This is a genomic window from Moraxella pluranimalium, assembly GCF_002014825.1.
Lineage (GTDB): Bacteria > Pseudomonadota > Gammaproteobacteria > Pseudomonadales > Moraxellaceae > Moraxella > Moraxella pluranimalium.
This window is the reverse complement of record NZ_MUYU01000018.1, coordinates 1-14,192: the sequence shown is the minus strand read 5'-3', so window position 1 is coordinate 14,192 and position 14,192 is coordinate 1. Positions and strand designations below refer to the sequence as shown.

The following is a 14,192-nucleotide window of genomic DNA, read 5'->3' as shown; positions in this document are numbered from 1 at the left end:
TTCTTCCCAGCGAACAGGGTTATTATAGGATGATTGATGGATGATTTCAAGTGATAATCAGAAATTGTGTTTAATAAAACGACAGCTGTCGCCAGCACGCCTATCGACTTATGAGAAATATACGAATAATTTGGACGAAGCGATACAATTGTATTGGTGGAATATTCAAATTTCTTCGGCGTTATTTGAATGTATTAGCATCTGTGAAGTTTTGATAAGAAACACCATTTCTCAAGCTTTGATTGAATTGCATGGCGAAAATTGGGCAATGAACAAAACTTTTCAGGCAAGCTTGGCGGATAAAACCCGTAAAAGCCTACAAGAAGCCATCAATGGCGTGCAATCAACTGACCAAGTCATCGCTAAATTATCCTTTTTCTTTTGGCAACAGTTTTTTACCAAGCGATTTGATCATCAGCTTTGGCAGGGCAGGCTTGCGAAGTATTTTCCCAATTTGATGATGCCTACTTTGCCCGAAGCACGTAAAGCTATTTTTGATGATTTGGAAAAAATTCGGTGGCTACGAAACCGCATTGCACATCATGAACCAATATTTAATAAAGACATTGAAAATTCTTATCAAATAATTCAGCAATTGATTGCTTATCAAAGCCCAAGTATTGCCTGCCAAATGAATGATTGGCAAAGAGTGGAAGTCTTGTTACAATCATCACCAATTCAACTTATCCAACCAAAGGAAACTCTATGAAACAATGGGTCTTAGCCAGCAATAACAAAGGTAAGCTTGCCGAATTTCAAGCATTATTTGACCAAGCGAACTTGGGTGTACAAATCATCAATCAAGGCAGTCTGGGCATCGATGATGCTATCGAAGATGGGCTAAGCTTTGTAGAAAATGCCATCATCAAAGCCCGTCATGCATCGGCTGCTAGTGGTTTGCCTGCGATTGCTGATGACAGCGGTCTGTGTGTGCCCGTGCTTGGCAATGCACCGGGGATTTATTCGGCACGCTATGCAGGCACGCATGGCGACGATCAGGCGAATAATGAGAAGCTGTTGGCGGAGCTGCGTCCCTATCGGGGGGATGCGCCGATTGCGGGGTTTTTTGTGTGCGTGCTTGCGATGGTGCGTCATGCCGATGACCCGCTACCACTGATTGCGATTGGCAAATGGCAGGGTGAGATTTTGGATGCGCCCCGTGGTGAGCATGGCTTTGGCTATGATCCGCTGTTTTGGGTGAATGAGCTTGGCAAATCATCCGCCGAGCTTGAAAAGTCTGCCAAAAATGCCATCAGCCACCGTGGGCAAGCGATGGCACAGCTGTTGGCACAGCTTTAAGCGGTGCAATGTAGCCAATTATCAGCATTAGTTGATAGCATCAATTTGCACCATTTTGCCACAATTTAATACGAAACTTTTGGCGTTTTGGTTGTAATTTTTGCAATGATTGGCTATACTGTGTTACTTTTAGTATTTTTATGTGCTTATTGTTAATTATCATTAAAAAATGGATTTAGTTAGCATTGGCACAGCCAGATTTTTGGTCAGTTTTTTGACCGACCTGTTTCGTTTTTTATTTTAATTTTAAGGTGAGTTATGAGCGATCTACAAGTATCTGTGAATGTCATCTCTGACAAAGAAACACAGCTAACCGTAAAAGTGCCAGTTGGCAATATCCAAAACAAAGTTGAAAGCCGTATCCGTAGCGTTGCTAAGACTGCGAAGATCGACGGTTTCCGCAAAGGCAAAGTGCCTGTATCACACATCCGTGCCCAATACGGCGCAGGCATCCAACAAGAAGTCATCAACGATGTCATCCGTGACACCGTATTTGAAGCACTAGCAGCCGAAAAAGTGCGTGTGGTTGGCGTGCCAAACATCGATGATGTCAAGCTAGAAAACGATTTCTTGGTTTATCAAGCGACTGTTGAGACTTTCCCAGAAGTGGAAGTTAAAGGTCTAGGCGAAATCGAAGTTGAGCGTCAAGTAGCGACCGTGTCTGACGAAGATGTCGATGTGATGATCGAAAGCCTACAAAAACAACGCCAAACTTTTGAAACCAAAGACGGTGCAATCGAAGATGGCGACCAAGCGACTTTTGATTTCTCAGGCTCAATCGATGGCGAAAAATTCGAAGGCGGCAGCGCTGAGAACTACACGCTAGTGATCGGCTCTGGTCGTATGATTCCAGGCTTTGAAGATGGCATGAAAGGCATGAAAGCTGGCGAAGAAAAAACCATCACCGTTACTTTCCCTGCGGACTACCAAGCTGAACACCTAGCGGGCAAAGATGCACAGTTTGTCATCACTGTCAAAGAAGTCAAAGCTGCGACCTTGCCTGAGCTAAACGATGAATTCTTTGCACTATTTGGTGTGACCGAAGGCGGTCTTGACAAGCTAAAAGCTGATGTTCGCAAGAACATGGAGCGTGAAGTTAAGCACGCAGGTCGCAACCAAGTCAAGCAAGCGGCATTTGATGCGCTACTAGAAAAGAACGAATTTGATGTGCCAAAAGCGATGCTGGATCAAGAGATTGATCGTCAGCGTCAAATGATGCTAAACCGCTTTGCACAGCAGTTCGGCGCAAACCCTGCAAGCTTTGATGCAAATATGCTACCAAATGAGCTATTTGAAGACCAAGCATTGCGTGCGGTGCGTCTAGGTGTGCTAGTAAGCCAAATCATCGAAGCACAAAAGCTAGAAGTGGATCAAGAGCGTGTCTCTGCGTTCATTGCTGAAGCTGCTGAAAACTACGAAGACCCACAAGAAGTCATCGACTACTACACCAACGACAAGCAGCAGCGTGCTCAAGTTGAGTCTGTGGTGCTAGAAGATCAGGTCGTGGATTATCTACTGGGTCAAGCCAAAGTGACTGAAAAAGAAGTCAAGTACCAAGAGCTATTGGCGGCAGCACAACAACAAGCCATCTAATTGCCCAAGTACTTAGACGGCTAAAGGTTGAATTTTAGCAAATTGACAAATGCCCCAAAGCGTATGCATTGGGGTTTTTGTTCTCAAGTTTCTTAGTATGGATAATTAATTAAACAGTGGAATATTTATGAATATCAAGAACAATCCTTTTTATGACCAATTGGCGGATGCTTATCATGCACCCCAAAACGCACTTGTGCCGATGGTCATCGAGCAGTCAGGTCGTGGCGAACGCTCATTTGACATTTTCTCTCGCCTATTGCGTGAGCGTGTGATTTTTTTGACCGGTCAAGTCGAAGACAACATGGCGAACCTAATCGTCGCTCAGCTATTATTCCTAGAAGCGGACAACCCCGAAAAAGATATCCATCTGTACATCAATTCACCGGGCGGTGTGGTGACAGCGGGTATGGCGATTTATGATACGATGAATTTCATCAAGCCAGATGTCTCAACCATCTGTCTAGGTCAGGCGGCATCAATGGGCTCGTTCCTACTGTCAGCGGGCGAAAAAGGCAAACGCTATGCGCTCGCCAACTCTCGCGTGATGATTCATCAGCCGTTGGGTGGTTTTCGTGGTCAGGCATCGGACATCGAGATTCACGCCCGTGAGATTATCGAGCTCAAAGCCAAGCTAAACCGTCTATTGGCGGAGCATACTGGTCAATCTGTTGAGACGCTTGAGCGTGATACTGACCGTGATAATTTTATGAGTGCCGAGCAAGCCAAAGAATACGGGCTTGTGGATATCGTGCTACAAAAACGCCCAAAAGCCCTATAAGAGAAGAGTGCTATGAGTAAAACCGAAGTACCAAGCTGCTCATTTTGTGGCAAGAAAAAAACCGAAGTCGAAAAGCTCATCGCAGGCACTGATGCCAATATCTGCAATGAGTGCATCGAAGTGTGCGGTGATTTATTGGGTAATCAAAAAAGTAAAGACAAGCCTGCTAAAGCCAAAACCAGCAAAGCAGATAAGGCGGATGACACCAAAGCAGACAAGCAAGATGGCTTGGAAGATTGGCTCAATAAACCACTGCCAAAGCCAAAAGAGCTACGAGCGTATCTGGATGACTATGTCATCGGTCAAGATGCCGCCAAAAAAGCGCTGTCGGTGGCGGTCTATAACCACTACAAACGCCTAAAAGTCGCCCAAAATGATGCCGATGAAGCGGATGTTGAGCTTGCCAAGAGTAATATCTTATTGATTGGGCCGACAGGTTCGGGCAAGACATTGCTTGCACAGACACTTGCCAAGATGCTTGATGTGCCATTTGCGATGGCGGATGCGACGACCTTGACCGAAGCAGGCTATGTCGGCGAAGATGTCGAGAACATCGTCCAAAAGCTCCTACAAGCGGCGGACTACGATGTCGAAAAAACCCAAAAAGGCATCATCTACATCGATGAGATTGATAAGATTTCCAAAAAAAGCGAAAATCCATCCATCACTCGTGATGTCTCAGGTGAAGGCGTACAGCAAGCACTGCTCAAGCTCATCGAAGGCACGGTGGCAAATATCCCACCGCAAGGCGGTCGTAAGCATCCACGCCAAGAGATGATTCAGGTGGATACCAGCAACATCTTGATGATTGTTGGTGGGGCGTTTGCAGGGCTGGATAAGGTCATCCGTCAGCGTACCGAGAAGACAGGCATTGGCTTTAATGCCGATGTCAAGGCGGCGGATGAGTCGAGCATCACGGAGTTGTTCCGTGAAGTGGAAGTCGAAGACTTGATTAAGTTTGGTCTGATTCCTGAGCTGATTGGTCGCCTGCCTGTGATTGCAAGCCTAGAAGAGCTCGATGAAGCGGCGTTGGTGCAGATTTTGACCGAGCCAAAAAACGCACTGGTCAAGCAGTATCAGTACCTGTTTAATATGGAAGGGGTGAAATTAAGCTTTGAGCCTGATGCATTGACCGCCATCGCCAAGCGCGCCATGACTCGCAAAACTGGTGCTCGTGGTCTGCGCTCGATTATCGAAAATGCCCTGATGGACACCATGTACGAGCTGCCAAGCATGACTGATGTCAGTGAAGTCATCGTCACCAAAGATGTTATCGAACAAGGCGACAAGCCTACCGTCAAGAAAAAATAAGCACAATCAGCTTTGTGCATCAAAGCCCATCGATGGTCTATCGGTGGGCTTTGTTGTTATTCATTTGGAAAGGGTCGCAGTTTATCAGCATCAATCCATGCTTGCACCCATTTATCAGGTGGTATATCAAGCCCGCTTACGCCGAGCGCATCAAGTACCTGCTTGGTGTCGATGACTTTACCGCTCATCAGATTGGTCACGCCTGTGCGTAGCAGTGCGTGCGATGTCGGTACGCCTTTGGCATACATGGTCTGCTCGATGTAGAACCAACGCTCATCGATGGCGCAGATACGAGTTTTGATGGTGATTTTATCAAATAGGCGGATGCGTTTACGGTATTGGATGGTGCTACCTGCGACCACTAGCCCCCAGCGGTTGGCGATGAGTTTTTTGCCAAGTCCTGTACGGATGGCAAAGTCGTTGCGCCCAAGGTCAAACAGCGTCAAAATCCGCCCATTGTTCATTTCAAGAAAATTATCAATGTCATTGATATTGCACACAAAGCTGACTTCGCCAGTGTCGGTGACGCCAAGCGTATCACCCTTTAGCGTGTGATAGATGCTTTTGCCAATGCCTGTGCCAAGACGGATAAAAGGATACATAAGACGTTCCGATGTGCTTAAAAAGATTTGCCCATGATAGCAGATTTTGGCGGGCTAAAGCAGGCGAATGATGACTGATGGGTCGCCCATCTTTGATAAGTTATGATAAAGTTATTATAAATCTATATATTTGTAAAAAAAAGCTAAATCTGCCAAGTCTAATGCCCAGCTTAGCGGTCACATAGCAGATTGGTCTTGGGCTTTTACTTTATCCATCCAGCAAATCCATTGATAGACATCATAATCAGGCTTACCTGCAATAACGACAGTCCAATCGGTGGCGGTGCTTGGATTGACAGATTTGGTTGCGCCATCTAGTCGCTTGCCTTTGGCATCGTGCCAGCTGATTTCATCAAGCAAATAGCGGTCATTTGCACAATCCGTCAGCCAGTGTGTGCGGTCGATGGCGTAGCTTGTGCCAAAGTTGGTTTTTTGGAAATGCTCATGGCGCCGCTCAATCCATGCGCTGGTATAAAACCCATTACGCATGGGATGGCGAGCGATACTGTCATAGTTGATTTTGATGTATTCGGCTGTATTGGGTTTGCCCAAAAATGTCTGATACCAAGTGTCATCATCGGCACTAGCATCTGTGTTGGCATAAGCAGATGCGCCAAGTGCTGCACTTAGCATCACGCCAAGCATCAACCAAGACAGTGTTTTCATAAACTTCTCATCACCCTATACAGATAGATGAGTGTATTATACAAATCATCTTGGTGCAGTTCAATGCGTCTTGATTGAGCTTATGCTGATACTTGCTTGGTGATAAACCGATTAATAATACTCCGCAAGCTCCATCGCACGAGCATCAAGCTCGGGTACTTCGCACAGATAGCGGGCGACGGTTTGGTCGTTTTTGCTACTATAATACTCTTTGGCATATTGCTTGCAGCGGGCTTCACGCTCGGCGTTGATGGCTCGTTGCTCGGCACGCAGAGTTTCTCGGGTGTCGTCAGATAGATTGTTCCAGACGCCATTGATGTTCGCCACAGATGCTTCATAGAGTGCACGAGCTTCTGATGGGCTCAGATAGTGCACAGGGTCATCGCTGACATCGCTTTGGACGGGTGCTGGGGGCTGACTGCGGATAGTCTCGGCATAGACACGCAATTCTTCGGTGCGTGCATCCATGCGTGGCACTTCACAAGCAAAGCGAGCAGCTTCTTGGTCAATGGCGGCGGTGTATTGGCTAGCGGCTTGGGCTTTGCAGTCGGCTTCACGCTTGGCATTGATGGCTCGTTGCTCGGCACGCAGGGCGTTTTGGGTGGATTTGGGTAGGCTGTTCCAAACGCTATTGATACGATTGACCGCAGCCAGATATTGGGCGTGCGCTTGGTTGCGTGCTGTCTGTTGTTCTTTGGTCACGGTGACCACAGGCTTTGGCGGGTCGATAGTGACAGGTGTGGTCGGCTCAAGTGGCTGTACTTCTTGTAGAGTAACAGGGTTGGTTTGCACGGTTTGGGCAGGTTGATTGATTGGCGTGACTGTGTCGTCGTCATCAAATGTCCCAACCGATGACAAGAACATATATGCCAATACAATAATGGTCAAAAGTACAAAAAACAGCCCAATCAGCCAAGCGATAATCTTAGAATTGCTCGTCTTGGCAGGCGCACGATAGCTTGGTTCAGACATCTGATACACTTGCACGGGCGGTGTATAGGGCGGTGCGCTGGCAGGCTGTGACTGATTGACTCGTAGCCACGCATCATAATCGGCTCGCTTGGCGGGGTTGCTGAGCACATCATAGGCTTGATTGACCATGCCAAGCATATGCGCCTGTGCAGGGTCATGGCGATATTTATTGATTTGGGCGTGATAGGCGGCTTGGATGATGGTGATGTCTGCGCTTTGGGCGACACCTAGGATGTCATAATAAGTTTGTGTGCTCATGATATATTGGCAAGTATTTCAAAGGATTTATTACAGATATATTACAAAAATATCGGGGATTTGTAAATGGCTGATGGTCATTTAAGTCAGTGCTTTGGATGTATTATTTAGCTGTTCAAAAAGTTATTTTGTGTAAATAATAGTTGCAATCATATTTCTGAAGTTATATAATTACAATTACAGTATCTTAACTGTGTTATTAATCCTAAGGATGAATTATGAAAAAACTTGCAATGATTGGCTTGGTAGCCGCACTTAGCACAGGTTGTGCAACCCAAACTTATCTACTGTCAGAAGGTGGTCAAACTGCACCATCGGCTGATAAATGGCAACATTTCTTCGTTGGCGGTATCGGTCAAGAAGTGGTAGAAAATGCCGCTGAAGTTTGTGGTGGCGCACACAAAGTTGCCAAAATCGAAACGCAACAATCATTCTTGAATGGTTTGGCAAGCTTTGTTTCAAATGGTTTGTACACACCACACCAAAACAAAGTTTATTGCAAATAATTAAATACTTAAGGAATAATCATGAAAAAGATTGTAAGTCTTGCTGTATTGGCAGCTGTGATGACTGGCTGTGCTGCACAAACTACGTTGGTGAACGGTGGCGCTAAGGCAACGCCAACCTATCAAAAATCACAACCATTTTTTGTATCAGGCATTGGCCAACAAAAAACCGTGAATGCCGCAGAAGTTTGCCAAGGCGCTCATAATGTGGCAAAAGTTGAAAGCAAGCTTGAGCCAAAAGATGCTGTTTTGAGCTTTGTGACCTTGGGTATCTACACCCCACGCACTGCAAAAGTTTATTGCAAATAATTGATTTTGCTTAAGAAATTTTCTTAAGAAATCTGCCAAAAAGCCCAGATGGTCAACTCTGGGCTTTTTGATTTTATCAAGTGTGTAATGGCTGACAGCTAGGGCAATATACACTCGCTCGCCCACCGATTTTGGTGTTTTCAAGTAGGCTGCCGCAGTGATAACAGCTTTCGCCATCTCGCCCATAGACCAGTAGCGTCTGCTGAAAATAGCCCGTCTTGCCACTACCAACGGTGAAATCTTTTAGGCTTGAGCCGCCTTGGATGATGGCTTTGGCAAGGATGTGTTTGATATTGGCGACCAGTTTTTCAAGCTTATCATCATCGATTTGATAAGCTGGTGTCAAAGGATGAATGTGGGATAAAAACAGACTTTCAGCAGCATAAATATTACCCACGCCAACCACCACCGCCTGATCCATGATAACTGATTTGATGGGTTTGGTGATGGCTTTTTGGCGTAGATTGTCCGTGCGATGGATGATACGGCGTAGATAATCGACATCAAAGGCATCATCAAGTGGCTCAGGCCCAAGATGCGACAAGAACCGCTCGGCGGTATCAATTGTGCCGATATAGTCATCATTGTGCGTCCACAAGATCATCCCAAAGCGTCTGGGGTCATGATAATGTAGCGTCGTCGTCACGCCATCATCATCAATAAAATCAATCAGCAGGTGATCATGCTTGCGAGCGTCTAGGTCTCGATGCTGTTGTAGGCTGCCTGACATCCCAAGATGAATCAGCACCGTCTTGTGCCGATGATCAATCGTGTGATAAAAATCTAAGAGCAGGTATTTGGCACGGCGACGCACCGCCACGAGCCCAAAGCCGACCAAAGTGCCCAAATCGGCAGGAATGGCATAACGCAAGGTCGGATAGCGGATGCTGACTTTGGTGACGGTTTGGTTCAGTAGTGGCTCAAGGCTGGCTTTGGTGGTTTCGACTTCGGGTAATTCTGGCATGGTCTGTACTTATGATCAGTTAAGAAAACCAATGCCGTATGCTACTCGGCATTGGTTAATCAAGTGTGAAAGGGGCGTTATGCTGTGGCTCGGCGAGCGTGTAGCACCCCGGGCTGTTGCTCGATTTTATTGAGCAGGCGTGATAAATGCGAAATGCCTGCCACTTCTACATAAAACTTCATATGGCTAATCGCACCGTCATTGCTCAGTGTTTCGGCTCGGCTGATATTGACTTTTTCACGGTCAATCACGTGCACCAAATCTCGCAGTAGCCCTGATGTGTTTTGTGCTTCGACATGAATCACCACAGGCTGATAACGACCAAAACTGTCTTGCCAATGTGCATTGACCCCACGATCAGGCTCTTTTTCGATCAGTCTTAGGTATTCAGGACAGCCTTGATTGTGGATGCTGATCCCGTTTGATAGTGTGACAAAGCCAGTAATCGGCTCGCCATGCACAGGGTTACAGCATTTGGCAAGGTGCATCTCGACATTATCAAAACCATCCAAGTCAATCTTAAACTTATTGGTGCGAGCAGGCGTCTTGATGTCGATGGTTGGCACATCTGGCACAGGTTCTGCGATGTGCAGTTTTTGGGCGACTAGGTTGCTGATTTGGGTGACACTCACATCACCGATGACCAGTGCGACATACAGATCGTCTTCGGATTTGACCCCAAGCTCACCAAAATAGTCGGACAGATTGACCTGATTTGGGGCGATGGATAAGCGGTCAAATTCTCTAAGCAGTAGCCCTTTGCCGGTTTCGATATTCTTATCACGGTCTTGTTTGTTGAACCATTGGCGCAGTTTGGATTTGGCACGATTGGTATGGATATAGCCAAGCGATGCCATCAGCCAATCACGATTCGGCTCACGGCTGGATTTGGTGATGATCTCAATCTGATCGCCTGTCTTGGGCTGATGGGTGAGCGGTACATAGCGACCATTGACCCGTGCGCCTTGAGCACGGTTGCCGACTTCGGTGTGTACATAGTAAGCAAAGTCAAGCACCGTCGCCCCTTTGGGCAGCTCAGTGATATCACCATCACGGCTAAAGACATAAATCCGCTCAGCATTATCGACATCCAGCTCAATCTCATCTTCGCCATCAGGGATGTCTTGACCGAGTAGCTGACGCAGTGAGCTGATTTTTTGGGTGAGATAATCGTCTTTTTTGGCTTTTAGACCTTCTTTATAATTGACATGAGACGCTTTGCCAAGCTCGGCTTCAAAGTGCATATCAAAGGTACGAATCTGCACTTCAAGCGTACGATTCTCAGCAATCACCGCTGTATGCAGTGATTTGTAGCCATTGGGCTTGGGATTGGTGATATAGTCGTCAAACTGCTCAGGAATGTGTCGCCACAGTCCATGTACCAGACCTAGCGTATAATAGCACTCGGCATTGGTATTGACCATCACCCGCAAGGCTCGGATGTCATAGAGCTGATCAAAGGATAAATTCTTTGATTTCATCTTGCGCCAAATTGAATAGATGTGCTTGACACGCCCAGATACTTCGCCTTGGATGCCTGCTTTTTCAAGCTCGGCGCTGAGTTTGGCTTTGACAAGCTCGATATAAGCTTCACGCTCGCTGCGTTTTTCGGCAAGTAGTGAGGCGATTTTTTTGTATTCATCAGGGGCAAGATAGCGAAATGCTAAGTCTTCAAGCTCCCATTTAAGCTGTGCAATCGATAAGCGATGTGCAAGCGGTGCATAGATGGTCATCACTTCACGAGCCACTCGCTTTTGGCGATCAGGCGGTGAAAATGACAGCTCACGCATGGCAAAGGTACGCTCAGCAAGCTTAATCAGCACCGCACGCACATCATTGGTGGTGCTGATGAGCATACTGTATATGTTGGATAATTGATCTCGCTGATTGCTCTCAAAATAATCTTCAAGTCGCTTGTTGCTCTCAATACTCTCAGACAGCTTACCCATCGCAAGCGTATCAGTGACCAGCTGTGCGATGTCATCGCCAAAGTTCTTTTTGATGGTATCGATACTGACAAGCTCACGGCGAGCGGTGCGATACAGCATGGCAGCGGCTAGGGCGTTCTCATCTTGGAATAGATACGCCAAAATATCTGCCATGCCGATACCAGTGATATACGCACCTGAGCGGGTGACATGGGGTTTGTTGACTTGGATTTGGACGAATTGGCAGGCTTTGCGCAAAATAGGCAAATCATCCTTGCCGATACGAGCGGCGACTTTGGCAATCCACGCTTCGATGTCGATGTCTGAGACATTCAAATCGCTTGGATTGATGGTGCTGTTGGTGTGGTCAAGGGCGCTGACCAGCTTGTGATTGGCAAGCTGTGCCTTAAAATCAGGATGCAGCTGTTTGGCGACCAAACTTGCCGCCAGTGTCGCACTGTCCATGCTGCTACTGTTACCACCCAACAGGGGCAGGCTGTCACGAATCTGTACCACGGTTGTATCCTTGTCCAAACCAATTTCGTTTTATTATCTTAGTATTATGGCACTTTGGCGTGTAATTTTAAAGACAAAATCGATAAATTTTATGCCAAAAAGTCATGAATCAGCAGTTTTATAAAATAAATCAAGTAATTTTATCCAAACCATGTTATAATCTCATCTTTCGTGAATAATTCACACACGCTTTTGATGACATCGCACCGATTTTGATGGGTAAGTTTGACTTGACCCATGTGATGATATGATTTCTTGCTAAGCTTGTGGCTTGCCACCTGCTTTGTCTATTTTATCTTTATTAGTCCTAACTGTCGCGATGATTTTGGCTTGTTTTTTATTGTGCTTTTTTTGCACCACGACAAGCAGTTGAGCGACAATACGCCACCCAAATCCAAAATGCAATTTTGTAGCAAGCCTAAAGCATCTGCTGAAGTTGGCTTGTCGGTTTTTTTGACCAAAAAAATTGGCTCATCGTGGGGGCATGACTGATACAAGGTTTTTTATGACTAATCAATTACACGCCGCAGACACCGCCCAAGCAGACGAGCAGGCAGGCGAGTTCGTGCTACAATTTTCGGACTTAGGTCTGCACAAAGGCATCATCAAGGCACTGACCAAAAGTGGCTACACCACGCCAACGCCTATCCAAGCCCAAGCCATTCCCCATGCGCTAAATGGTCGTGATTTATTATTATCTGCCCAGACAGGCAGCGGCAAGACAGCGGCGTTCGTCCTACCTGTGCTTGATAAGATGAGCCGTCTGCCCAAGCTTGAAAAGCACATTCATGCGCTGATTTTGACCCCGACTCGTGAGCTTGCCTTGCAGGTGCATGACAGCGTGCGTCGCTATGGCGATGGGATGCGTGGGATGTTCAGCGTGCCGTTGGTGGGTGGTGCGCCGTATGGTGGGCAGCTACGTGCACTGCGTAAGGGCGTGCAAGTGGTGATTGCCACTCCGGGCCGTTTGATTGACCATATGCGTGAAGGGCGTGTGGATTTGTCAGGGCTTGATATGCTAATTTTGGACGAAGCTGACCGTATGCTGGATATGGGCTTTGCCGATGATATCAAAGAAATTCTAGAAAACACCCCAAGCACTCGCCAAACGGTGATGTCATCTGCCACTTGGGATGGTGCGGTGGGTAAGATTGCTGAGAGCTTTACCACCAACCCTGAGCGAGTCTCGATTAAGGTTGAGTCAGCGCACATCGATGAGAGTGTGTATTTTTGTGATGATTTTAATCACAAAAACAAAATCCTGCTTGAAGTGCTGAATAATCCAGAAATCAAACAAGCCGTTATCTTTACCGCCACCAAGCTATCTACCGAAAAGCTTGCCGACACCCTAAACGAAGTTGGCTACAAGGCACGCTATCTGCATGGCGATTTGCCACAGGGCAAGCGTAACCGCATCGTCAGCGACATGAAAGCAGGTAAGTGCGACCTGCTCATCGCCACCGATGTCGCCGCTCGTGGTATCGATATCTCTGCCATCAGCCATGTGGTGAACTATGATTTGCCCCGCCAAGTCGAAGACTATGTGCATCGTATCGGTCGCTGTGGCCGTGCTGGGCGTACAGGCGTGGCGGTGAATCTGTGTAGCCTAGATGACAACAAACAGCTTGCCAATATCAACCGCTACCTTAAGCGTGATATGGCGATTGCCACCATCGAAGGACTAGAGCCACGCCGAAATTTTGGTATCATCGATGAGCCACGCCGTAAAGGCAAAGGCGGTCGCAATCGTCGCCGTGATGATCGTGACGGCGCTCGCCAAGAGCGTGGCGGATTTGGTCGCAAATCTCGTTTTGAAGGTCGCTCGGATCGCTTTGAGTCTCGGGGCGAACGCTTTGATGATGCCAAGCGTTTTGAGCGTGGTGCTGAGCGTGGCGATCGCTTTGAGCATCGTGGCGAGCGTTTTGAAAGTCGTGGCGAACGCAGTTTTGAGCGCAATCACGAGCGTAGCCATCGCCGAAACTTTGATCAGCCGAAGTCTGAGCGTTTTAACCGTGAAGAGCGTTTTGAGCATCGTGAGCGTGGCGATCGTAGTGATCGCAGTTTTGATAAGCCATACAAAAATCGTGACAGCTACTATCGTGCCGATGGTGATCGCTTTGAGCGTTCAGAGTGTAATGAGCGTGGTTTTGAGCATCGTGGCGAGCGTCGTTTTGACAAGGGCTTTGATAAAGGCTTTGATGTGCCGAAATTTGACCGCAATGACCGTTTTGAGCGTGGTGCACGAGCTGATCGCCGTGAGAAGTTTGGCAAAGATAAGCCAAGCTTTGATAAAGGGGCAAAAGCAGGCGCTAAGTCATTCAAAGACCGCCCACACGGCAGCCATCGACCAAAAGCAGTTGAAGAAGTCTTTTTTGCCAAACGCCAAGCCAAAAAAGCTCGCAAATTTGGCGATGCTTAGGGTCAAATCAGTACTAAATCAGTGCTAATTAGATGACAAAAAACCCAAGAATGAGCCGCACCCCAAAA

At 47.0% G+C, this 14,192-nt stretch carries 13 protein-coding genes; 8 read left to right on the top strand and 5 right to left on the bottom strand.

Annotated elements, in window-relative coordinates; all coding sequences use genetic code 11:
• Window positions 1–40: 40 nt before the first annotated feature.
• From B0680_RS07590 to clpX, 5 genes are all read left to right on the top strand, one after another.
• Window positions 41–709, top strand: coding sequence for an Abi family protein (locus tag B0680_RS07590; protein ID WP_078254505.1), 669 nt, complete (start codon window positions 41–43; stop codon window positions 707–709).
• On the top strand, window positions 706–1,299 hold the full coding sequence (gene rdgB / locus B0680_RS07585; RefSeq protein ID WP_078254504.1) for an RdgB/HAM1 family non-canonical purine NTP pyrophosphatase: 594 nt from the start codon (window positions 706–708) through the stop codon (window positions 1,297–1,299). Before B0680_RS07590 ends, rdgB begins: the two co-directional genes overlap by 4 nt.
• Before the next feature lie 258 nt (window positions 1,300–1,557).
• Entirely contained in the window at window positions 1,558–2,892 is a 1,335-nt protein-coding gene (gene tig, locus B0680_RS07580) for a trigger factor (RefSeq protein WP_078254503.1), read from the top strand.
• A gap of 127 nt (window positions 2,893–3,019) precedes the next feature.
• On the top strand, window positions 3,020–3,673 hold the full coding sequence (gene clpP, locus B0680_RS07575) for an ATP-dependent Clp endopeptidase proteolytic subunit ClpP (protein ID WP_078254502.1): 654 nt from the start codon (window positions 3,020–3,022) through the stop codon (window positions 3,671–3,673).
• A gap of 12 nt (window positions 3,674–3,685) precedes the next feature.
• Window positions 3,686–4,984 carry an ATP-dependent protease ATP-binding subunit ClpX gene (gene clpX, locus B0680_RS07570; protein ID WP_078254501.1) on the top strand — a complete coding sequence of 433 codons (1,299 nt, stop codon included), beginning with the start codon at window positions 3,686–3,688 and terminating at the stop codon, window positions 4,982–4,984.
• Between the two features lie 56 nt (window positions 4,985–5,040).
• Here clpX and B0680_RS07565 read toward each other — a convergent pair whose 3' ends face one another.
• From B0680_RS07565 to B0680_RS07555, 3 genes are all read right to left on the bottom strand, one after another.
• A complete protein-coding gene (locus tag B0680_RS07565) occupies window positions 5,041–5,586 on the bottom strand; it encodes an acyl-CoA thioesterase (RefSeq protein ID WP_078254500.1) in 546 nt (181 codons plus the stop codon).
• A 177-nt stretch (window positions 5,587–5,763) separates the two neighbouring features.
• Window positions 5,764–6,252: a hypothetical protein gene (locus B0680_RS07560; protein ID WP_078254499.1), complete on the bottom strand. Its 489-nt coding sequence runs from the start codon at window positions 6,250–6,252 to the stop codon at window positions 5,764–5,766.
• Window positions 6,253–6,363: 111 nt separating this feature from the next.
• Window positions 6,364–7,482 carry a DnaJ domain-containing protein gene (locus B0680_RS07555; protein ID WP_078254498.1) on the bottom strand — a complete coding sequence of 373 codons (1,119 nt, stop codon included), beginning with the start codon at window positions 7,480–7,482 and terminating at the stop codon, window positions 6,364–6,366.
• Window positions 7,483–7,700: 218 nt separating this feature from the next.
• On the opposite strand from B0680_RS07555, the gene B0680_RS07550 reads away from it, so the two are divergent.
• Both B0680_RS07550 and B0680_RS07545 read left to right on the top strand, forming a co-directional pair.
• Entirely contained in the window at window positions 7,701–7,988 is a 288-nt protein-coding gene (locus tag B0680_RS07550) for a Bor family protein (RefSeq protein WP_078254497.1), read from the top strand.
• Between the two features lie 21 nt (window positions 7,989–8,009).
• A complete protein-coding gene (locus B0680_RS07545) occupies window positions 8,010–8,297 on the top strand; it encodes a Bor family protein (protein ID WP_078254496.1) in 288 nt (95 codons plus the stop codon).
• 76 nt (window positions 8,298–8,373) lie between these two features.
• On the opposite strand, the gene mutM is transcribed toward B0680_RS07545, so the two are convergent.
• The gene (gene mutM, locus B0680_RS07540) at window positions 8,374–9,261 is read right to left on the bottom strand and encodes a bifunctional DNA-formamidopyrimidine glycosylase/DNA-(apurinic or apyrimidinic site) lyase (RefSeq protein WP_078254495.1); all 888 of its coding nucleotides are present in this window, start codon (window positions 9,259–9,261) and stop codon (window positions 8,374–8,376) included.
• A 77-nt stretch (window positions 9,262–9,338) separates the two neighbouring features.
• Entirely contained in the window at window positions 9,339–11,705 is a 2,367-nt protein-coding gene (locus B0680_RS07535) for a RelA/SpoT family protein (RefSeq protein ID WP_078254494.1), read from the bottom strand.
• 505 nt (window positions 11,706–12,210) lie between these two features.
• Here B0680_RS07535 and B0680_RS07525 point away from each other — a divergent pair.
• Complete coding sequence (locus B0680_RS07525; RefSeq protein WP_228143772.1) at window positions 12,211–14,124, top strand: DEAD/DEAH box helicase; 1,914 nt, start codon at window positions 12,211–12,213, stop codon at window positions 14,122–14,124.
• The last annotated feature ends 68 nt before the right edge of the window (window positions 14,125–14,192 follow it).